Source organism: uncultured Veillonella sp. (genome assembly GCF_934230905.1).
GTDB lineage: Bacteria > Bacillota > Negativicutes > Veillonellales > Veillonellaceae > Veillonella.
On record NZ_CAKQFJ010000012.1, the window covers coordinates 37,892 to 61,737 of the forward strand.

Below are 23,846 nucleotides of genomic sequence, written 5' to 3' on the forward strand. Positions count from 1 at the left end.
ATTATACTACAATTTAGTGGTCATAACTACCAAAATCATGTATAATTTTAAAGATATGAATGATGTGAAAATTGTACATTACAATTAAACTTTCACAAACGAAACAACAGAGGTGAATTATGACATTTTTAGAAGAAGTACAACGTCGTCGTACGTTTGCTATCATATCTCACCCGGATGCGGGTAAAACGACATTAACAGAAAAATTACTATTATACGGTGGTGCTATTCACTTAGCAGGGTCCGTTAAGTCTCGTAAAACGGCAAAACACGCCGTATCTGACTGGATGGAAATCGAAAAGCAACGCGGTATCTCCGTAACAAGTTCTGTATTACAATTTGACTATGATGGATGTCGAGTAAACATCCTCGATACCCCTGGTCACCAGGACTTCTCTGAAGATACGTATCGTACATTAATGGCAGCCGATAGTGCAGTCATGCTCATCGACGTAGCTAAAGGCGTTGAAGCACAAACTAAAAAACTATTTGCTGTATCCAAAGAACGTGGTATTCCTATCTTTACATTTGTAAATAAAATTGACCATTTTGGTCGTAGCCCATTTGATTTGATGGAAGAAATTGAAAATGTTCTTGGCATTCGTACATGCCCTATGAACTGGCCAATTGGTATCAACGGCGAATACAAAGGCGTATACGATAGAGAACACGAAACGATTGAGCTTTTTGCAAAAGATGAAACACATGGTCAAGAAAAGTTAGCCTCTGAAAAAGGTGCTTTGACTGACCCTCATATGAAAGAATTATTAGGTGACGATGTATACCAAGCATTACTTGATGATATTGAATTATTAGATGTTGCAGGCGATCCATTTGATTTCGATAAGGTGCGTGCTGGTGAATTAACACCGATGTTCTTCGGTTCCGCCATGACAAACTTTGGGGTAAAACCATTCCTCGAAAAATTCTTGGAACTCGCCCCATCCCCTGCTCCACGACAAGCAGTAGAGGAAATGGTACAACCTACAAGCGAAGACTTCTCTGCGTTAGTCTTTAAAATTCAAGCTAATATGGATCCTAATCACCATGACCGTATTGTATTTATGCGTATTTGCTCTGGTAAATTTGAAAAAGGCATGTCCGTATTGCATCGCCAATCAAATAAGACGATTCGCTTATCACAACCACAACAATTCTTGGCTACAGAACGCACCATTGTAGAAGATGCGTACCCTGGTGATATTATCGGGGTCTTCGACGCTGGCACAATGGGTGTAGGTGATACACTTTGTGCTCAAAAACACAAGGTTACATTCGGTGACTTTCCTGTATTCCCACCTGAATTTTTTGCACGTGTATCACCTAAAGATACAATGAAACGTAAACAATTCCAAAAAGGGATGACACAATTAGCCCAAGAAGGAGCTGTTCAAATTTTTGAGCAACCAGGTGCCCTTGATTCATTCGTAGTAGGAGCTGTAGGTATGCTCCAATTTGAAGTTCTTGAGTACCGCTTAAAAAATGAATATGGTGTTGATTTATTAAATCATACTTTGCCTTATAGTGTGGCACGTTGGATTGATGGCGATGTAGATACCTCTACACTAAAAGGTCTAGATAATGCAATGATTGTAAAGGATAATCGAGATCGCACCGTTGTACTCATTGCCAACGAATGGCAAATGGGCTGGGTTCTAGAACGTAACCCAGATGTTACCTTCTTACAAACGCCAAAACTACATAATGAAATTTAACTAAATTAATAATGCTACTATGTATAAATAGCAAAATGTCTTTGCTAATTTTATAGTATTTAATTAGTCATTCATGATACAATGTAATAAATTATTTTTATTTATTAAAAGGAGTGATCTTATGCCACTGATTGACCTAAAATTAGTCAACGATGTATGGACACTGAATTTGTCCATGATTCAAACTGTGGGCCTTGCGGTAATTACCTTATTCATAGGTACTTGGATTAATAAACATTCCAAGTTTTTACAACGCATGTGTATGCCAGCACCAGCTGTGGGGGCTTTACCATTTGCATTTTTAACTGCTATTCTTTCATATTACAAAATTTTAAATATTACCTTTGAAGGTTCACTACAAAGCTTTCTAATGCTTGCCTTCTTTACCACTATTGGTTTGATGGCATCTTTAAAAGTTTTAAAAAAAGGCGGAATTTTTATTATTTTCTTCTTCCTTGCTTGTGCAGTGTGGATTGTCGTTCAAAACACTGCAGGGATTGCCATTTCTAAAGCCTTAGGCATTGAACCAATTATTGGTATCATGGCAGGTTCTGTATCCATGATTGGTGGTCTTGGTACAGCAGGTGCATTCGGCCCATACTATGAACAATTACTTGGTATTCCAGGCACTGCATCAGCAGCTGTAGCAGCAGCTACATTCGGTATGGTAGCAGGGACTATCTTAGGTGCCCCTGTTGGCGAACGCATTATCAAAATGCATAAAGTAAAAACACCTTATCAAAACCCAGAGTTAATGGATGATGACAATATCGATTATATCGAAGATCGCGTTGAAAGTGGCGGAAAGCAATTCAACTCGCAAGATTTGTTAACAATCTGTATGTGGATTGGTCTAGCGCTTGGTATTGGTACCATCGTAAGTGCTGGTTTGTCAATTATAACTCCATTACCTGCATATATCGGTTCCATGATTTGTGCCGCTATCATTCGTAACGTAGGTGATTTTTCAAAATCCTACAAGATTAATGATGCTGCTCTTGACGCTGTATCTAATGTAGCCTTATCCCTATTCGTTACAATGGCTATTAATAGTTTAAAACTTGTACAATTAATCGATCTTGCATTACCACTTATTACAATTCTAGTTGCTCAAATGGTTCTTATCTGTATTTTCGCATACATCATTTACTTCCTATTTGGTCGCAACTACGACGCAGTTATGCTCGGTGCTGGTGCTATCGGTTTCGGCTTAGGTGCTACGCCAAATGCATTGGTTAATATGTTATCATTAGCAAGTAAACACGGTCCATCCCCTCGTGCATGGCTCGTTGTATCCTTAGTAGGTGCATTCTTAATCGACTTTGCCAATGCTTTCATTATTACAACAATGGCTGGTATTCTATATTAAAACAAAAAGGTCCTAAGGATAATCCTTAGGACCTTTTAATTATACTATTTAATTAAAGCAGCCCACGCATTAGCTACATCGGCAAACTCTTGAAGAGTAAATGTCTCCCCTCTTCGTTGTCCATCAATATCGGCTTTTACTAATAGCTCATCTATTTGATTTTTGGTTAGTCCCGTCGTCTTCATCGTATTGGAAAATGTTTTACGACGTTGCGCAAAACCAGCTTTTACAACTCGAAAGAACAATTTTTCATCAATAACATCAACAGGAGGTTTATCACGCAATACACAACGAATAACTGAACTTGTTACCGCTGGAGCTGGTAAAAACGACTTTGGTGGTACATCTAATACGATATCTGGCACCGTATAATATTGCACGGCCACTGATAACGCACCATAATCCTTTGTACCTGGTTTAGCTACCATTCGCAATGCAACTTCTTTCTGTACCATTACCACAAGACGTTCAATAGGCAATCTACTTTCTAAAAGAGACATAATAATAGGTGTCGTAATATAATATGGCAAATTTGCAACAACCTTGAACGGTTCATGATGCATGATAGTTGGTACATCCAATTTCAACACATCACCATGAACAATAGTAACATTACTATATTGAGCAAGTGTCGTATCTAAAACCTCTAATAAACGTGTATCTAACTCAATGGCTGTTACATTAGCACCACTTTGTGCTAAGCCTTGTGTAAGTGTACCAATACCAGGGCCAATCTCTAAAACCGGTTCACCCTCTTTTAAATTAGCAGCTTTAACAATTTCATCAACAATACCACGTTTAATTAAAAAATTTTGTCCAAGCTTCTTGCTCATTTTAATATCAAATCGTTTACATATATAATGAACTACTTCTGGACTTGCAATGATAGATTCAATCATGAATACTCCTATTCTAACTCTTATTATGATTCTATGATTAATAATATCTCTGTTAAAAGCTTATTTCACTTCAGATACAGCCTGTTCATATTCATCACGACTAATACCATAATGATTCAATCGATACAAAAACTGTTTACCATTTCCATAACCAATGCCTAAAACAGCACCAACGCTAGCTCGTTTATTAGCGCTATTAGGAAATCCAGAAAGGCCATATTTAACAAGGTCCGCCATAATGAATTCTTCACTAGACACTAATGATTCAGTATGAAGTACAGATAAAGCCTTTAAAATGGATTCTGGAGAAGCTTGTTCTATTCCAATATCATCATTCGCATAAGCCTCATCACGAGGAACAAAGGCATGTTGTGCACGAGGGAATTTCTTCGTTAACACGCGACGTATACGTTCCCCAGCGGAGTCTGGATCGGTGAGAATAATAATTCCTCGTTTCTCATAAGCAACACGAATTTGTTCTATTACACCCCTACGCAAGGTAAATCCTTCCGTAGCAATACAATCAGCTTCTATAGCTTGATGTATTCGCTGTATATCCGATTTTCCTTCTACTACAATGACCTCTTTTAACATAGAACCTCCTTGTATTTATTATATTATTGTAACATATATAGCATTGCTTAAATAGATGTAATAGTTTAGTATAATATTATATAAATATATATAATAAGGAGATAATTGTGACATTACAACAATTACGATACGTAACAACAATTGCAAATATTGGAAGTATTAGCGAAGCTGCAAAACGTTTATTTGTATCACAACCAAGCTTAACCAAAGCCATTAAAGAATTAGAAAAAGAAATGGGGATTACCATTTTTGATCGCACTAATAAAGGAATTACCGTTTCAAAAGAGGGTGAACGTTTTTTAGGATATGCTCGCCAAGTCTTAGAACAAGCCACATTATTAGAAGAGCAATATAAGAGTAACAAAGGCGGAAAAAAAGAATTTTCTGTATCTACACAACATTACTCCTTTGCCGTAAATGCATTCATCGATCTTATTAATCAAAGTGATGTAGACTCTTATGATTTTTCGTTACGAGAAACACAAACTTATGAAATCATAGATGACGTAGCGCATATGAAAAGTGAGATTGGTCTTTTATATTATAATGACTTTAATCGTCCTGTATTAGAAAAATTGATTCATACCAATGAATTAACCTTCACGGAGCTGTTTACGGCTAGCCCTCATATTTTTATCGGTAAACAACATCCATTAGCTACTAAAAAAATGGTCTCCATGAATGAATTGGAACCTTATCCTTATGTATCATTTGAACAAGGTGATCATAATTCCTTCTATTTTTCAGAGGAAATCTTTAGTACTGTTGTGCGCCCAAAACATATACGTGTTCGCGATAGAGCTTCTCTATTTAGTCTATTAATTGGTCTTGATGGATATACCGTATCAAGTGGTGTTATCGATAAAGAATTTAATGGTGAAAGCATTATTTCTGTACCGCTTGCCGAAGAAGGTATTATGCATATTGGTTACATAACTAATAATAAAATGCAACGCAGTCGTTTAGGGCAAGGTTATATTAATGCATTAGAACAATATGTAAACAATTATGGTAAACATATTCAATTGCCCACCGAAAAATAAATCTTTCGATTCTACAAATCAAAATTAACAAACTAAATCAGTACATCCTCTATACAGAAGGATGTACTTTTTCTTTATAACTAATACCATACTATATGGTTGCCTCCATAACTCTAATCTATACCAAACATTAGCATATAGATATTTTTAAATATAGTTAGACTTAGCTATAATAAATCTATCGAAATTATCGGTTATACCGTTTATTATAGGAGGTTTTATTATGTCTAACCATTTAGCACCATTTCATTTTGATATAGGAAGTATGGGGTGATTAGATGAAAGAACGCACAATATACTTAGGTGGTGGTTGTTTCTGGGGACTGCAAGGTTATATTCGCCAAATTCCTGGCATAGTTTCAACTGAGGTAGGCTATGCCAACGGCCCTACTACCAATCCAAGTTATGAAGATGTATGTCATGACAGCGGTCATGTAGAAGCACTAAAAGTAATCTATGATGCGGATATATTATCATTAGACCATTTAATTCAATATTTTTTACGTGCCATCGATCCCTTTAGCATTAACAAGCAAGGCGGTGATGAAGGTATTCAGTATCGAACGGGTATATACTATACAGATAGTGCAGATAAAACAATTATTGATGCTACTCTGTCTCGCGCCCAATCCTTTGAAAGCAAGCCCTTTGCCATTGAAGTACTACCGCTAGACAGCTATTACTCTGCAGAGGAATATCATCAAGATTATTTAGACAAAAACCCTAACGGCTATTGTCATATTCCTCTTGGTCTATCTCAAGAGCCACTTATCGACGATAACGCGTATAATAAACCAACAGAAAAAGATTTACAAGCTTTATCACCTCAAGAATATGATGTAACGCAAAATGCGGCAACTGATGCCCCTTTTAGTCATGAATTAACCACTGAATACAAATCAGGACTTTATGTAGATATTACTACAGGAGAACCACTCTTTACATCATCTCGAAAATTTGAATCACACTGTGGTTGGCCTAGTTTTACTAAGCCGATAGCAAAGGATGTAATACGCTATTACCAGGATAACTCACACGGTATGAAACGCATTGAGGTGCGCAGTCGCATCGGTAATGCACACTTAGGTCATGTCTTTGAAGACGGACCTAACGGATCATTACGTTATTGTATTAATGGATCTGCTCTCAAATTTATTCCAAAAAATGAATTATTCGGAACAAAGTATGAATACCTAATTCCTTATATAGACTAATATCTATACAATAAAAGGACGATATCTCCCCCATATTGGGAAGTATCGTCCTTTTCTCATTAGTGTAATTATACAAAAAAGGAGATATCACTTGGATATCTCCTTTTCATATATAGATTAATCTAGTACATATACTGTTACATCACGTCGACCAAAATCCATGGCTTCGCCATAAGAATCCATAACAAGGTCAATGCGATTCCCCACAATAGCACCGCCAGTATCAGCTGCTACAGCCTCACCATAGCCAGGAATAAATAAGCGAGTACCTAATGGAATTACATCAGGGTCAACAGCAACTACACCACGTACTGCAGGAATACCTGTAGCTGTAATACCAGCTCCATCACCATCACCAGCTAAATAAGCAGATGCTTCCATAACAATGGATCGAGATGCACGACCAGATACATTACGAGATGTCGTCACCTCACGAGTACCTTCTTTAATAATCGTAGGTACCATATTGGTCATTATAGACTTAGATAATTCATTAGTTCTAATAGCATTACCATTATTGTACAATATCTCAACTTGAACACGTTCAGTACCAGGTTGACCAACTTGTACAACCTCTTCTTCGCCTAAAGCCATTGTATCATCTTTTTGACGAATAACTTGAACAGGAATCTCTTGATCCACAGTATTCACTGCTCGACTTGTTACACGCACAATATCCACGGTACTACCAGATTGAATAGCACCACTAACTGTTGTTGTATAATTTGGAGCTTTAAAACCTAATTCATTAGCTAAATCTTCTGCTGTTGTTTGTGTAGTATAAACAGTTCTAGTTTTTCCATTTACTGTAACAGATACAGGGAAGGCTCTTACTACTGTAAGTGTTGTACCATCTTGTACAGAATTAGAATCACTAACTACTTTATCTTTTGGATTTAATTTAATACCTGCGTTACGCACGATACCTTCATTCGAATTTAAATGTGTTTTAACGGTATGTGCTGCACCATCGGCCATGACTGTAACAGTTTTATCGTTATAAGAAAAACCAGTCAAGGTTATTGCAGTTACCATCAATCCAGCAACCACAGACGATATATATCGCTTGTGCGTCTTTTGAATTCTCATTACGTTATACCTCCTGTAACAACCATATTCTACTACAGTTAGATATAACCTGTCAAACAAGCTAGGTTAACAATAGTCAAAAACACTATATTTTTACTGTATTTTTACATTTTATTTTTTTGTATTTTTCTTATAATGTCCACTGTATAAAAACATATCTATAATCTTCGATAACATACTAGATAAGCAAAATTGTGGATGTATATAAGATACCACTACAATATATAGTATGCTATGTATATTTTATTTATCATAAGAATATTTATGAGTTTTACTATTGTTACCATAATATATATTAAATCTCAAAACTTTCATTTACATTTCATATTATCGCATACAAATCGATATAAATTGCTTGATAATAGGTATTTTTAATCTATATTTATACATTTACAGTTGATAGTACTATTCTTTCATCATTTTTTCATTTTAAACATTGGTGTAAATCGTTCTATAACTGTCATTTGCTCTTTATTATCTTGTGTATTAGCCGCCTCCATTAATTCTTCTTGTGCCGATAACGAACCTTCCACATTTACTACTTTATAATAAGAACCATCAGCTCTCATAATATGAGCTTTCAAAGTATCTACTAAATACAAATCCAAAATTCCTTTAATTCGAGCTTTGTGACGCTTATCTTCAATAGGAATCATTAATTCAACCCGTTCATTTAAATTACGAGGCATCCAATCTGCACTAGAGAGGAATATCTTTTCATTTCCTCCATTTTGAAAATAAAATAATCTATGATGCTCTAAAAAGCGCCCTACTATTGAACGAACTGTAATATTATCACTAATGCCGGCAATACCAGGTCTAAGAGTACAAATACCACGTACAATCAAATCGATACGAACACCATTAGCAGATGCTTCATATAATTTTGCAATAACTTTTTTATCCAATAAAGAATTCATTTTTGCAATAATATATGCTTCTTCACCACGCTTAGCACATTCAATTTCTTCGTCTATAAGGTCCATAATTCGCTCTCTCAAATTTAATGGAGCGACAATAAACTTATTCCAAATTGGTGGATCGGAATAGCCGGAAATCAAATTAAAAAATCGAGATGCATCATCGCCGTATTCATCATTACATGTAAAAATACCACAGTCAGTATATATACGAGCTGTTTTACCATTATAATTTCCTGTTGCTAAATGCACATAGCGGCGAATGCCATCTTCTTCACGACGAACCACCATCGTAATTTTAGAATGAGTTTTTAATCCCTTTAAGCCATAGATAACATGACAACCAGCCTTCTCTAGTCTACGCGCCATAGTAATATTATGCTCTTCATCAAAACGAGCCTTCACTTCCATCAAAACAGTAACTTGTTTACCATTATCTGCCGCTTTTATAAGAGAAGCAATAATTGGTGATCCTCCACTAACACGATACAAGGTTTGTTTTATAGCTAATACATTCGGATCTACCGCAGCTTGTGCCACAAATTGTTCAACCACACTAAATGATTCAAAAGGATGGTGTACAAATATATCTCTATTCCGAATTACGTCGAGTAAATTTTCTCCTTCGAATCCAATTAAATCGCTTGGTATTTTGGGCTCAAACGGTTTATAGCGCAAATGATCATACCCAGGGTAATTTGAAAAATCGAAATACATGCGACAATCTAACTGACCATCTATATGGTATACATCTTTTTCCTCAAGTTCTACACTTGCCAATACGGTTCTCAATAATTCAGGAGAGCCATCTCCAACAACCTCTAATCGAACCGCATCACCTCGGCGTCTACGCCGTAAAGAAGCCTCTACTTCTGTCAACAAATCCTTTGCGTCTTCTTCATCGATTTCTAGATCTGCATCACGAGTCAATCGGAAAATCATAGACTCTTCAATACCATAGCCTTGAAAAAATTGAGTTGCATAATATGTGATAACATCTTCCAAGTATACAAATCTATGAGATTTATTGGATAAAGATGGGACTTCAATAATTCGGTCTAACACAGATGGTATTGGTAGAATAGCAATCTTATAATCTTTTGACCCATCTGATTGTACTTGAAAAATACGTACAATTGCATTAATAGTATTATTCGCTAAAAAAGGGAATGGATGTCCCGAATCAACAGCTAAAGGGGTAACAACAGGATAAATTTGTTCCTCAAAATAATGGCGCAACCATGCTTTTGTCTTAACATCAAGATTTTCAGGATGTAAAAAATATAAGCCATTTTCCTCTAAAGCAGATAAAACTTGATGTAAATATGTGTATTGTAACGATACCAATCTTTGTACAGATTCATCTATAGCTTTAAGCTGAGCCTTAGCATCCATATGAGCTGCATCATATTTAACTATGCCATTCATAGCTTGATGACGTAGTCCCGATACACGTATCATAAAAAATTCGTCTAAATTAGAACTAGCAATAGCTATAAAGCGTAAACGCTCCATTAAGGGATTGCTCGTATCCATCGCTTCTAACACAACTCTTTGATTAAACTTCAACCAAGATAATTCACGATTAAAATAGTACTTTGGACTTGTAAACAACTTATACCCCCCCTATGGTTAAGGAAATTTCCATACCAAATATTTCGCTGAAATAGATAGAATCTCGATTAAATGTCCACCATTCAAGAGATATATTTTCTTTCGTTCTTACGTGAACAATTAATTCTTTATCCTTTTCTTCTAAGCGTATTTCATCTATTTTTTGATTACTTCCTGCATCTAACGAACATGCTACACGGACAATAGCAACAAGCTTTGTAACCTGTATTTTTTGTAATTCTGTTAGCACTCTAAAGTAATCATCGTCGTCTGAAGGCGTACCTTTGTAGTGATAATAGACTACATTAGCGACCACTTGTTTCTCTTCTTCTGAAAGTCCAAATATATCAGTTCCCATTACGATATGATATGCATGCTCGCCATGATTTCTAAGGCTTACAAATTTACCAACAGAACATAAAATTGCTGCTATACGACATAAATATCCCCAGCGTTCTGGAAGTCCTTTATGCCGTAAGGCATTACAAAAAGCTAAACTAAAACGTTCAACCTCGCTATCATGTATGGAATCAGTATGATAACGAGCTGCTATAGCACGAGCTAAATCAGCATTTTGCTCACGTAATTGATACATATATGGATGATTTTCAGCTTCCACACCGTAAAACCAACTAATACCTTGGGAAAACGAATAGCTACTAAATATTAAGGACTTTGGAAGAATAGCATTAATGATTTCAGAAAATAGAATCATTGTAGGCATTAAAATATTAGCTTTAAATTCCGGTATCTTGTACCGATTCATCAATTTAGTAGCAGTAATACCATCAAAGGAATCCACCAATTCCTTAAATTGTTGAGGATCAATCATTGTAATAGGTTCACTATTGCTATATCCCATTAATTGTAAAATCAAACGCGCTTCATCACCAGAAAAAATAATATTTTTAATATTAAATAGCTGAAGTTCTGCTCGTAATGGACTAATCATGCGATGCAAATATTCAGTTATAGCTGTGCTAAACGATATCGATGCTCGTTGATTACGATTAAAAGACTCCATAACCCGGAGAGAACCACTATGCATATTTTGTTGGAATAATAAAGATGCACCTCTCCAAGCCGTTAGCCCAACACCTCCAGAAGTGATATCTGCAAATAGACAAGCTGTATTTTCATCTGCTGCCTGATGATGATACATCATTTCATAATATACAAGGGCATACTTAAAATATACTTCTTTCGGCATATCAATTACTTCAACACGCATCCCCGTCTGTATAAAGATCTGATCTAATATAGCTCTTCTATTAGCCGCTTCCCGAATAACCGTTGTACCATACAAACGACATCTAGACACACCATAATCAGCCATCAATTGCTTATAGCCCTTAAGGATATCACAAATTTCTTCAATCGTTTTAAAACTAAGCCGCGAAGTTTGAAATAATTCTTCTCCAAAAGTGACTTCTCGTGCCGCATAGTCGATGACACGTACATCATTAATACTTTTATATTCTAATATTGTAATGCTCATGCTACTAGATCCAACATGTAAAATTGCATATCTGAGCACTTTAGCTAATGTCATAACTACCTCCTACTGAGGGTACCACTCAATTTCTAACTGACGTTTAAATTCTTTTTTAAAAGGCTTTACTAATTTTTCAACAGCCCCTTTTGTTATATCAATATCACGATGTTTTGGATACTGCACAATCAAATGAACCTTATCTGGACTAATTCGACTATCTAAATTCATAACCAACTGTTCATGACTTTCATCAAGGGCTTCAGCAATAGCTAAAATAATAGATAGCTTTTGCCCCATCATGCGTTGCTCATCATCCAATAATTTGCCATATAAAAAATTTTTATATTCTTTAGGTGTTAAACCATGAGAATTCATAACGAGAAATGCACTAAATGCTTGCTCAATATGTGTCATTCCATATAGATTACTATTAACGAGCATATAGCAGCCATGACGAGCATGACTATAATAATTTACCCGTTTACCAATATCATGCAATAGTGACGCTACTTGCAAACAACGGCGTAATGCATTATCCCCCTTATGCAATGACCACCATTGTTCAAATAATGTATCAGCTAGTCTACAAATATATTTAGCATGAACGAGCTCATGACGTGTCATACCTAACAAGACATTTTCCGCAGAGTGAATCAATATATCTGGAATAATAGGGTTACCACCTAAATAATTATGCCCATAATAATCGTAAAATAGACCTTCTCGAAGACCAGAACCACCTACGACTAGTGTTTTACCATTCACATAATTAAATAATTCATAGACGATGCTCATGCCTGCAATTATGATATCGGCTCGTTCAGATGAAAGACCATTTATTTTTTTGCGTTGCGCTAATGGTTTGGATCTGACCTCATCCAACAATTCTGTAAATCGATGATATGGAATCTCATAATTATGTAATTTAGTAATAGGATACGATAATTTACGTTGATCCATTTTAGCTATATTACGTGCGGTACCACCAATACCCAACAATGGCATTTTAGTGTTTTTAAGCCAAGGCTGTTCCTCAATGGCCTTTCTAATGGCTTTAATCATTTTATTGTATTCTTTGTCTGTAAACTCCTCTCCCTTCTGATAAGTTCCGGTTAATGTTAAAGCACCAATAGGTAAGCTAACAGACTGTTCAATCTGGCGATTTCTTACTAATGTTACTTCGGTACTAGCTCCACCTAAGTCAAAAATAACAAAATCCTTGAGACCAATCGTATTAATAACACCTAAGAAGCCTAATCGAGCCTCTTCTTCACCAGAAATACATTCTAAATCAAGGCCTGTTTCTTTTTTTACTGTACGGATAAATTCATCACCATTTTTAGCTAGTCGAACAGCTGCCGTAGCAACAGCTTTAACAGAATTTACCTCAAGAGCTTTGGCCATATGTACATAGGACTGTAATGATGCTAAAGCTCTATTCATAGCTGCATCTGTCAGTTTATGATTGCCCCACATGTTTTCGCTAAGACGAATAGAATTTTTTTCTTGATAAATTAAGCGGTAGCTACCTGTGTCTGATATTTCATAAATAACGAATCGAACAGAGTTCGATCCTAAATCAATAAATGCAATACGTTCCATCTTATCATCCTTTTTAAGCCCAAATCTATATAGACTACATATTGTTAGTATACCATAGAAAAACGCGATCCTTTCTACGAAAGAATCGCGTCCTACCAAGGATATATGTATAACTCATAATTAGTCCACATATATCCTATAACTAGCAGTATTTATTTTATTCCAAATACACGTTTGCCATTTTCATAAGCAATCGAAGCAAACTCATCTACATCCATACCGCGTAACGATGCAATTTCCTGAGCCACAAATTGTGTTTTACTCGGATCATTACGACGGCCTCTAAATGGAGGTGGTGTTAAATACGGAGAATCCGTTTCAATAAGAATACGGTCAAGTGGCACTTGTTTAGCAACCTCTTTTAAATTCGTAGACTTTGGAAATACAACAGGTCCAGCAAAGGATATATAGAATCCCAATTTAATAGCCTCTTTAGCCATCTCCCAACTACCGGAATAACAATGGAAAATCCCCCAATTATCCTTGCCTTCGTTGCGCAATATATCCATGATATCACCATGAGCATCACGGTCATGGATGATAATAGGCAAATCTACCTCTCGAGCCAACTTGAGTTGACGTATAAAGACCTTCTTTTGCGTTGGTCTATCAGAAAAATCATAATAATAGTCTAGACCAATCTCACCAATAGCACGGACCTTATCATTGTTTAATGCTAACTCTTTAAAGTATTCATAATCATCATCGGTAAAATCTTTCGCTTCATGAGGATGTGTACCTACAGCCGCATATAAACGGTCATCTGTTTCAGCCAATGCAACACCGGATTCAACAGTTTGTCTATCAACACCAGGAATCATAATGTATTCAACGCCTGCATCAAAACAAGATTGTAACATATCAGCTCTATCGTTATCAAAACGGTTATCGTTAATATGTGCATGTGTATCAAAGAGTTTCATTATTTTACAATGCTCCCTGCTGGTAATGATTCGATATTGGTAACTTCTAAATGTTCTTCCCAATCAGAAGCGGATAAAATCATACCATAAGATTCTATGCCCATCATCTTTTTAGGGCTCAAATTTGCTAAGTAAATCACCTTTTTACCAACCATGGATTCTGGCTCGTAATATTGAGATATACCACTTAACACGGTGCGTTCTTCGAGACCAATATCTAATACAAATTTCAATAGTTTTTTAGACTTAGGTACCTTTTCACAACTTACAACCTTAGCTACACGAAGATCCAATTTTTCAAAGTCATCATAGCTAATATTTTCTTTTAAAGGTGGAATATTTGACGTATCAACAGATTCTGTAGCTTTTTCTTCTACAGCAGCGATTTCTACCATTTCTGGAACCTCAAAACGTGGATAAATTGGCTCACCTTTTACGACCTTTGTACCAGTTGAAATACCACCCCATGTACGTACATCATCTAATTGTACATGATCAAAACTAGCTAAACCCAATTGGTCCCAAATCTTTGGTGCCCCTACAGGAATAACAGGACTTACGATAACAGCGATGATACGTAAACTTTCAGCAAGATGATACATAACAGATTGCAAGCGTAGTACATCCGCCTCTTCAGAGCTCTTAGCCAATACCCAAGGCATAGTTTCGTCAATATATTTATTCATACGGCTGATAAAAGCCCATACTGTTTTAAGGGCCTTATTTAATTCCATAGCTTCCATTTGAGCTTCAAAATCTGCAACCGTTTGTTCTGCCAAGGAAGAAATTTCCTTATCCAAATCATCTATATCACCAGTTTTTGTGATGATACCGTCATGATATTTTTCAATCATCGCAATAGTACGATTTAAAAGATTGCCTAAATCATTGGATAAATCCGCATTAATTTTTGTTACAAAGTTAGGCAATGTGAAGTTGCCATCATGACCTAATGTAATTTCACTCAACAAATAATAACGTAAAGAATCCGCGCCATACATATCAATCAATGGATTAGGATCGATAACATTACCTAGAGATTTACTCATCTTGGTACCATCTACGATCATCCATCCGTGTCCAAATACCTTTTTAGGCAATGGCAACTCAAGGCTCATGAGCATCATAGGCCAAATGATAGTGTGGAAACGAACAATTTCCTTACCTACCAAATGAAGATCTGCTGGCCAGAATTTCTTATATAGTTCACCATCCCCATCGAAAGGAGATAATGCGCTAATATAGTTTACTAATGCATCGAACCAAACATACACAACGTGTTTCGGGTCGAATGGAACCTTAATCCCCCAGTCAAAAGATGTACGAGAAACAGCCAAATCCTCAAGACCTTGTTTTACGAATTGAATCATTTCATTTCGACGAGATTCAGGTTGAATAAAATCAGGATTCTCTTCGATGAATTCCAACCATTGGTCTGTATATTTACCAAGTTTAAAGAAATAGCTTTCCTCTTTAACGCGCTCTACAGGACGTCCACAATCTGGACAGGTATGATTTTCACCAAGTTTTTGTTCAGTCCAGAAGGATTCGCAAGGTGTACAATACCAACCTTCATATTCTGCTTTGTAAATATCGCCTTTTTCGTAAGCTTTCGTAAATAATTCTTGGACTACCTTTTCATGACGTGCATCGGTAGTGCGAATAAAATCATCATTAGAAATATGCATTTTTTTCCATAATGCTTTAAATCCATTTACAATATTAGTGGTATATTCTAATGGTGTAATGCCTTGTGCCTCAGCAGCACGTTGAATTTTTTGGCCATGTTCATCAGAGCCAGTTAAAAATCGTACATCATAACCAGCTAAACGTTTAAAACGCGCAATTGTATCAGCAACAGATGTACAATATGTATGGCCTATATGCAATTTAGCACTAGGATAATAAATTGGAGTTGTAATATAAAATGTCTTTTTTGTATCGCCCATCATAATCTCCTTCTATTCAGCACTTGTGAAAGTGTTATCGCTCTACAATATTATAAACCTCACGGCGAGAAACGCCAAAGCGTTTCGCTACTTCACGAATAGCTTCCTTCTTTGGCATACCTGTTTCTACTAATTCAGCTACGGCCTCTTCATAGGATATTGGTTTATCTTCCTTATCATCAGTCGATTCACCCGTCTCACAACCACCTATCACTAAGACAAATTCGCCCTTATAGATAATTTGATCTAAGTCATCACAAATGGAAGCTAAATCACTGCGTAAAAAGGTTTCAAACTTTTTAGTTACCTCGCGGGCAATCGTAATTGGTCGATTGCCAAAGGCCTCATACATATCACAGAGAACATCTTGTAAACGATGAGGTGCCTCATAAAATATTAGCGTTCCCCGTTGTTTCGCCATAAGCTGAAGAGCATCATTGCGATGTTTTCCACGCTTTGGTAAAAAACCGAAGAATGTAAATTGTTTAGTATCTAAATCAGATGCAATGAGCGCTGTTAAAGCTGCATTAGCACCAGGCAAGGGTACGACGGTTATATGCTGGTCAATCGCCTTAGATGCGAGGTCTGCACCAGGATCAGAAATAGCAGGCATGCCCGCATCACTAACACAAGCAATATTCTTACCCTCTAATAACATCTCTATAATAGCATTTCCCTTTTCTTCCTTATTATGTTCATGATAAGAAATTAAAGGCTTACTAATTTCAAAATGCTTTAACAGTATGCCCGTATGACGTGTATCTTCGGCGGCAATAGCATCAACCTCACCTAGTATCCGTACAGCCCGATACGTCATATCCTCTAAATTGCCAATCGGCGTAGGCACTAAATACAAGGTGCCCTTGTTATTTTCGTTCATACCAGCGAGACACCTCCTCCGTGTACACATTAGGTTGGCTATATACGATTAATGGGGCCTCAACGATTAAACCTTGTTCACCGCCCTTTATGGCCTCAATCAAAACGATTTTAGCTGGTTTATGAATCATGCCATGAACCATACGCATTCGTTTAACTGCAAATCTGACTACTGTTAATGCCTGTATGAGCTCCGATAAACGAGGCGCACTATATACCATCCATAGGCGCCCCTTATTTTTGATTAATCGTGAAGCCGCTTTACATACATCGTCAATAGAAGTATACCTATCATGTAATGCTAAACAACGATGATTATCATTGGGCACCTCCCCTCGACGATGATTAAAATAGGGAGGATTCACCAGAACACCATCGAAAGGTTTCGCTCCAAATTGATGATAATTCATAGTACGATAATCGCCTTGTACAATAGATATAGCATCGGATTTATGATTATACACAACACTACGTTCAGCCATATGCGCCATGATTTCATTAATTTCAACACCTGTAATATGACCAGCACCTAGAGATGTACCGATTAACGGTAATACCCCTGTGCCCGTGCCTAAGTCTATATACCGATGACGCTGATTAAATCGGCAAAAATGAACTAGCGCAATAGCATCAAAGGAAAATCGAAATTGATCTTGCAGCTGATATATCTTTAAGTCATCAATAATCAAATCATCGAGTTGCTCTTGATTATTCATCTGGTAATGCCACATCAGACCATTTTAAATCGATGGTTCGACCTGCCTCCAACTGAACCTTAACGGTATGTTTATGATGATTTACCTTAAGGACCTTGCCGACACCTTCATCAGTCACAACCTCTTTACCAATACCTGGTGGCTCTACGTCACGAGGCGATGGAGTTCTCTCCTTCTTCACGTAAAGATCGCCACCCTTTTTGTATAAATCATCTTCATAGTTTAAACAACACATAAGCCGTCCACATACACCAGAAATCTTAGTTGGATTCAAACTTAGATTTTGATCTTTAGCCATGCGAATCGATACGGGTGAAAAATCGCCTAAAAAATTAGAACAACATAAAGGTCTTCCACAGGCCCCTATACCATTTAATACTTTAGCTTCATCACGTACACCAACTTGACGTAACTCAATGCGAGTTCTAAAGACCGTAGCTAAATCTTTTACAAGTTCACGGAAATCAATACGTCCATCTGCAGTAAAGAAAAACACAATTTTATTCATATCAAATGTATATTCTACATTAATCAGCTTCATAGGCAATCTACGCTTAGCAATTTTTTCTAAGCATATAGCAAAGGCCTTTTCTTCCCGTTCCTCATTTTTTTCTAATTGCTGAAAATCCTTGGAAGTTGCCTTTCTCATTACAGGTTTAACTGGCATAACTAAAGAATCTTTAGTAACTTCTTTCGGACCAATTACAACTGTACCATATTCAACGCCACGCGCTGTTTCTACAATGACGCCATCATCGATTGTTAAAGTTTCTTCACCAGGTAAAAAATAATAAATCTTACCGGCCTTTTTAAATCGTACGCCAACTATGGTTACCATCTAAACCTCCTCACAAGCATCGTGAAGGGCGATACTAAGACCGTCCATCACAAGGGCAATTTTTATATGCAACCGCAATGCCTGCTCCGCTCGCAATGTTTCATGCGCTACAGTTGCTAAGGCGGCCATCGACCAATGCGGTAATAATTCTAATAATACTGTTTTATGCATGGGAACTTGTAATTGCTCAATAGTAGCACCACATTTAAGAGCCATCATATCACGACTTAATAATCGTAACCAATGCATTAAATCCAATGAATCCTCACGTGTTAATGACTCACACCATATGGCAATCTTTGAAAACCATCGCGAATCAGATCCTAATGTTCGCATCCATTGTATCGCTAAATTCAACATGGCTATCGTTCCCTGTTGTAATAATGCTTCCACAACAGTAGGGTTACCATGGCCCATCGAAATAGCTTCATCTATGTTTCCTGTAATACCACGTTGCTGTAATGCGTAGCGAATACTTTCATCCGAAACAGATTGAAAACCCACTTTCATACACCGTGAAATAATGGTTGGTAACACAAGATTAATCTTGTTCGTAATAATAATGAAGTACACCTGTGCCGGTGGTTCTTCAATCGTTTTTAACATGGCATTTGCCATAATAGCATTGGCTATGTGAAAGTCTTCAATGATAACGACGCGATTTCCAAGACCAGCAACAGATAGATGATCTTGCAATAAAGAATACCATTGTTCTACTTTTAAGGTTGATTTCATAGGACGAATCCAAAATGCATCCCCCTTATCCATATAAATAGGCAACCCTTCCGCTTCTATTTTCTTTTCACTTTCACCATTGGCAAGACGTGCATTTTTTACCTCTTCAAGATATTCGGCTCCATTATGGCCTGAAAATACCTGCCGACCTAAAATCAACGAGGCTAACCCAATAGCCATATCAAGCTTACCAAGTCCAGCTTCACCATAGAATAACAAGCTATGTGGTAATGTTTGCCGTTTTACCAATTCAGTTAGGTGGTTTTTAATCGTATCTTGACCGATTACATTATCAAAATATGTCATAATCCCTCCTATACTATCTAATATTACCATTATATAGGAAAATGGCGACTTTTTAAAGAGTCGCCATTTTCAAAACATATGATTTTACCTATCTTAACAGAGCTTTTACCACATCGTATATTTCATTATTTATAGATTCAATACTACGCATTATAAAATTATCTTCTGCACGGTTTTCAACGCAACAAGAAATACGATGCCATTGATAACGTTCCACCAGTTCATCGTACGCATCGTGTACAGCTTGTAAATACACCCGATTTCCCTCATGTATATCGCCTGTTTCACCACCAGTTTTACCGGTACGTTCCGACATTAATAATTCTGTCACCTTTAAAGGGACATCTAGCAAACATACTGCATCAGGGCGAGGCAAACCAAACTTCACAAATTCAAAGTCTTCTAGCCATTCTAAAAATTCTGTACGATTCTTAACATCCGTATATTTCACCATTTGATGAACCATATTTGACGTCGTATACCGGTCAGCAATAATGATGCCACCATCATTATAAAATGGTTCCCAATCCATTCTAAAAGACGCAAAACGATCGATAGCGTACATAGAGCTAGCTACATAAGGATTTACTGCGTCCACGGCTGTTCCAAATTGCCCTGATAAATACATTTTAATCGGCATAGAAGCATCACTGTCATAATTTGGAAAACTAACACTGCGTACTGGATACCCTTCTGCTCGCAATCGTTCTACCAAATACTTTGTTTGTGTAGCTTTGCCACTACCATCGCCACCTTCTAGTATGATTAAAGTCCCCATCTCTACTCCTCTACAACTTGTATCGTTTCTAAGTTCATATCGGCCGCACCATTTGGCATATAACCCAATGCACGCCGTTGTTGTATATATTGTAACACAGATTCTGTAATCTCTTCACCTACGGCTACACACGGAATGCCAGGAGGATAGTACGCAATAGTTTCACCACAAATATGATGTAATGCCATTTCTAACATACAAGTGCTACGTTCTTTATAAAGGGCTTCTCTCGGTGTCATACGTACAACAGGAGTAGGCAAAATGCTAGCTGACTGAATAGTTTCAGCACGTTCCACTATTTGATTATTAACACGATTCATTAAAGATGGCTTATTACAAATCTTGTCGCTTATCGCCTGTACGGCTTTTACAAGTGTCATTATAGATTCCTCTGTATCACCTATCGTAATAAGTACCAATACATGATGTGCTTGTACAAGTTCAACTTCGATATGGTGAGCACGCAATTGTTTTTCAAACTCCACACCAGTAATTCCTAATTCCTTGGCATCAATCAACACCTTCGTTACATCATAATTAGATCTATCTACATCCTTGGGCGACATGATAGAAATCCCCTTTATGGATTCTAATTCACGTCGCAATTGTAAACTTAATGATACAGCACGATTCACTAAATGTGCACCTTCCGTAGCCAACTGATGACGTGCCATATCAAGTGATGCTAAAAATATGTAATTAGGGCTCGTACTTTGTAGCATCTGATGCATTTGTGTAATACGCCGTTTATTGATTAAATCGCCTTGCCCTAATAGCCAAGAAGTTTGTGTTAAAGAACCTACGGACTTATGCGTACTTTGTGCTACTAAGTCTGCACCAGCTGCAATGGCTTCAATAGGTAATATTTCTGAAAACGGTAAATGGGGTCCATGAGCTTCATCAACGAGAACAATCAGACCTCGTTTATGTGCTTCTTTTACAATATTTTCAATATCTACACCTACACCATAATAATTTGGATACACTAAAAGAATCGCCTTAGCCTCTGGATGTGTTTCCATGGCTTGAATAGCAGCCTCTAAGGATACCCCTAATGGAATCCCCCATCGTGTATTAAATGTACAGTCCATATATACAGGTTTTGCACCAGATAAAACTAATCCACTTATAACAGAGCGATGTGCTTCACGAGGAATGATAATTGTTTCATCAGGTCCTACCGTCCCCATAATCATAGCTTCAATCAGCGCCGTAGTACCATTAATAGAGAACCAACAATAATCAGCACCATATAATTCAGCAGTTAAATCTTGTGCTTCTTTTAACGCCCCTTCAGGTTCATGTAAATCATCTAGCGCATACATAACACCCAAATCATATGGCAAAGCAGGCCCCATCCATTCTTTTAGTAACTTAGGCGCTTCTACACCAATCTTATGTCCTGGTGTATGGAATGGCATAAAATGTTCTTTTTTATATGATTCTAAAGCCTTTACAAAAGGCATTTTATCTTGATTACTCATATATCCCTCGAAAAAAGGCATGAATCTCTATGAGACTCATGCCCTTATGCATGTTATTTATCGATGTGGACGACGTTTAGGGTTAAATTGATTCATCCCCTTATCGATGCCCACTTCTAAGGTACCTAATACAGCTTTTACCGCATCCTTGATACCCTTTTGTACCTTCTCTTGATTTTCTTCACTAAATGGTGCTAACACATGGTCAACAACAGTCCATTGTGGTAACGGACGTCCAATTCCTACGCGGAACCGAGGAAAGTTTTCTGTTCCTATATGGGAAATTAAGGATTTGATACCATTGTGCCCACCAGAACTACCATTTGGTCGAATACGCAATTTGCCTACCGGTAAATCCATATCATCATAAATGCAATACACATCAGATGAATCAATCTTATAGTACCGCATCAACGGACCTACAGATTCACCACTTGCATTCATAAATGTTTGTGGCTTTACAAGCAATACCTTCTCACCATCTACAGTAATACTGCAAACCTCAGCACGTTGTTCCTCTTTCCAAGGCGTGTGAGATACGCTATCTGCAATAGCATCGATAACCATAAACCCAATATTATGTTTTGTCGTTTCATATTGCTTGCCTGGATTACCGAGGCCTACTACTAACTTCAAGAATCACCTATTATTTATCAAATAAATTACTTACTGAAACTTCGTGAAAGATACGCATAATTGCTTCACCCAATAATGGAGCTACAGATAATTGCGTTACATTTGGCAATTTGCAATTTTCTGGTAATGGCATTGTATTTGTTACAATAAGCTCTTTAATATTAGAATTTGCAATGCGTTCACTTGCTGGGTCTGTCAAAACAGCATGGGTAACAGCAGCCATAACAGATTTTGCACCAAATTCTTCTAATGCTTTAGCACCTTCTACAAGGGAACCTGCTGTATCTACAATATCATCAACGATGATGCAATTTTTACCTTTCACATCGCCAATTAAATTCATAACCTTAGCCACGCCTGGTTCAGGACGTTTCTTTTCAATAATGGCAATTGGAGCACCAATACGGTCAGCCAAATCACGAGCACGTGTTACACCACCAAGATCTGGAGATACAACGATAACATCTTCAAGATGTTTTTCATTAATGTATTTAGCTAAAATAGATGCACCGTATAAATGATCAACCGGCACATCAAAGAAGCCTTGGATTTGACCTGCATGTAAATCAATTGTTACAAGACGTGTAATGCCAGAAGTTTGCATTAAGTTAGCCACTAATTTAGCTGTAATTGGTTCACGCCCACGAGTTTTGCGATCTTGACGTGCATAACCGTAGTAAGGAACCACTGCTGTAATATGACGTGCAGAAGCGCGTTTTAATGCATCAGCCATTACCATTAATTCCATTAAGTTATCATTTACAGGATAGCTAGTTGGTTGAATGATAAATACATCTTTGCCACGTACGCTTTCATCAATCATAATTTGTACTTCGCCATTGTTAAAACGACCTACAAAGGCTTCACCTAAAGGCAAACCTAAATAATCACAAATTTCCTTTGCCAACTCTGGATTTGCGTTACCTGTGAAAATTTTAAGTTTTTTGCCGTCTTCAAATGCCATTTTGATACCCTTTCATTTCTCCGTAATCTTACTTAGTTACTCAATGTATATGTAACGAAATATTACAGATATACAACCTTATTG

General features: G+C 37.0%; 20 protein-coding genes. 4 read left to right on the forward strand and 16 right to left on the reverse strand.

What is annotated here, in order from left to right:
* Positions 1-119 precede the first annotated feature (119 nt).
* Together Q0E20_RS04780 and Q0E20_RS04785 are read left to right on the forward strand one after the other, a co-directional pair.
* Positions 120-1,715 (forward strand): peptide chain release factor 3, encoded by a 1,596-nt coding sequence (locus Q0E20_RS04780; RefSeq protein WP_295997037.1) that lies wholly within the window; start codon positions 120-122, stop codon positions 1,713-1,715.
* Positions 1,716-1,836: 121 nt separating this feature from the next.
* Complete coding sequence (locus tag Q0E20_RS04785) at positions 1,837-3,084, forward strand: sodium/glutamate symporter (protein WP_295997040.1); 1,248 nt, start codon at positions 1,837-1,839, stop codon at positions 3,082-3,084.
* A gap of 44 nt (positions 3,085-3,128) precedes the next feature.
* Here the strand turns inward: Q0E20_RS04785 and rsmA are convergent, their stop codons facing one another.
* Entirely contained in the window at positions 3,129-3,983 is an 855-nt protein-coding gene (gene rsmA, locus Q0E20_RS04790; protein ID WP_295997043.1) for a 16S rRNA (adenine(1518)-N(6)/adenine(1519)-N(6))-dimethyltransferase RsmA, read from the reverse strand.
* A gap of 60 nt (positions 3,984-4,043) precedes the next feature.
* A complete protein-coding gene (gene rnmV / locus Q0E20_RS04795; RefSeq protein WP_295997046.1) occupies positions 4,044-4,577 on the reverse strand; it encodes a ribonuclease M5 in 534 nt (177 codons plus the stop codon).
* A 107-nt stretch (positions 4,578-4,684) separates the two neighbouring features.
* On the opposite strand from rnmV, the gene Q0E20_RS04800 reads away from it, so the two are divergent.
* Positions 4,685-5,620 (forward strand): LysR family transcriptional regulator, encoded by a 936-nt coding sequence (locus Q0E20_RS04800; protein ID WP_295997049.1) that lies wholly within the window; start codon positions 4,685-4,687, stop codon positions 5,618-5,620.
* Positions 5,621-5,898: 278 nt separating this feature from the next.
* The gene (gene msrB / locus Q0E20_RS04805) at positions 5,899-6,834 is read left to right on the forward strand and encodes a peptide-methionine (R)-S-oxide reductase MsrB (protein WP_295997050.1); all 936 of its coding nucleotides are present in this window, start codon (positions 5,899-5,901) and stop codon (positions 6,832-6,834) included.
* Between the two features lie 117 nt (positions 6,835-6,951).
* Here the strand turns inward: msrB and Q0E20_RS04810 are convergent, their stop codons facing one another.
* The 14 genes from Q0E20_RS04810 to Q0E20_RS04875 form a co-directional block, all read right to left on the reverse strand.
* The gene (locus tag Q0E20_RS04810) at positions 6,952-7,923 is read right to left on the reverse strand and encodes a 3D domain-containing protein (protein WP_295997053.1); all 972 of its coding nucleotides are present in this window, start codon (positions 7,921-7,923) and stop codon (positions 6,952-6,954) included.
* 416 nt (positions 7,924-8,339) lie between these two features.
* On the reverse strand, positions 8,340-10,457 hold the full coding sequence (gene ppk1 / locus Q0E20_RS04815) for a polyphosphate kinase 1 (protein ID WP_295997057.1): 2,118 nt from the start codon (positions 10,455-10,457) through the stop codon (positions 8,340-8,342).
* Between the two features lies 1 nt (position 10,458).
* Positions 10,459-12,009: a phosphatase gene (locus tag Q0E20_RS04820; RefSeq protein ID WP_295997060.1), complete on the reverse strand. Its 1,551-nt coding sequence runs from the start codon at positions 12,007-12,009 to the stop codon at positions 10,459-10,461.
* A gap of 9 nt (positions 12,010-12,018) precedes the next feature.
* On the reverse strand, positions 12,019-13,554 hold the full coding sequence (locus tag Q0E20_RS04825; RefSeq protein WP_295997063.1) for a Ppx/GppA phosphatase family protein: 1,536 nt from the start codon (positions 13,552-13,554) through the stop codon (positions 12,019-12,021).
* Between the two features lie 152 nt (positions 13,555-13,706).
* Positions 13,707-14,477, reverse strand: coding sequence for a TatD family hydrolase (locus Q0E20_RS04830; RefSeq protein WP_295997066.1), 771 nt, complete (start codon positions 14,475-14,477; stop codon positions 13,707-13,709).
* Entirely contained in the window at positions 14,477-16,426 is a 1,950-nt protein-coding gene (gene metG, locus Q0E20_RS04835; protein ID WP_295997116.1) for a methionine--tRNA ligase, read from the reverse strand. The genes Q0E20_RS04830 and metG overlap by 1 nt, the downstream gene beginning before the upstream one ends.
* Before the next feature lie 34 nt (positions 16,427-16,460).
* Positions 16,461-17,306, reverse strand: a complete 846-nt coding sequence (gene rsmI, locus Q0E20_RS04840) for a 16S rRNA (cytidine(1402)-2'-O)-methyltransferase (protein WP_295997069.1) — start codon at positions 17,304-17,306, stop codon at positions 16,461-16,463.
* Positions 17,293-18,021 (reverse strand): tRNA1(Val) (adenine(37)-N6)-methyltransferase, encoded by a 729-nt coding sequence (locus tag Q0E20_RS04845; protein WP_295997072.1) that lies wholly within the window; start codon positions 18,019-18,021, stop codon positions 17,293-17,295. Before Q0E20_RS04845 ends, rsmI begins: the two co-directional genes overlap by 14 nt.
* A complete protein-coding gene (locus tag Q0E20_RS04850) occupies positions 18,014-18,859 on the reverse strand; it encodes a stage 0 sporulation family protein (RefSeq protein ID WP_295997075.1) in 846 nt (281 codons plus the stop codon). The genes Q0E20_RS04845 and Q0E20_RS04850 overlap by 8 nt, the downstream gene beginning before the upstream one ends.
* Positions 18,860-19,900, reverse strand: coding sequence for a hypothetical protein (locus Q0E20_RS04855; RefSeq protein WP_295997078.1), 1,041 nt, complete (start codon positions 19,898-19,900; stop codon positions 18,860-18,862).
* Positions 19,901-19,988: 88 nt separating this feature from the next.
* The gene (locus Q0E20_RS04860) at positions 19,989-20,678 is read right to left on the reverse strand and encodes a thymidylate kinase (protein WP_295997082.1); all 690 of its coding nucleotides are present in this window, start codon (positions 20,676-20,678) and stop codon (positions 19,989-19,991) included.
* Positions 20,679-20,680: 2 nt separating this feature from the next.
* Positions 20,681-22,162, reverse strand: a complete 1,482-nt coding sequence (locus tag Q0E20_RS04865; RefSeq protein ID WP_295997088.1) for an aminotransferase class I/II-fold pyridoxal phosphate-dependent enzyme — start codon at positions 22,160-22,162, stop codon at positions 20,681-20,683.
* Between the two features lie 57 nt (positions 22,163-22,219).
* On the reverse strand, positions 22,220-22,798 hold the full coding sequence (pth, locus tag Q0E20_RS04870; protein ID WP_295997092.1) for an aminoacyl-tRNA hydrolase: 579 nt from the start codon (positions 22,796-22,798) through the stop codon (positions 22,220-22,222).
* A gap of 10 nt (positions 22,799-22,808) precedes the next feature.
* A complete protein-coding gene (locus Q0E20_RS04875; protein ID WP_295997094.1) occupies positions 22,809-23,762 on the reverse strand; it encodes a ribose-phosphate pyrophosphokinase in 954 nt (317 codons plus the stop codon).
* Positions 23,763-23,846 lie beyond the last annotated feature (84 nt).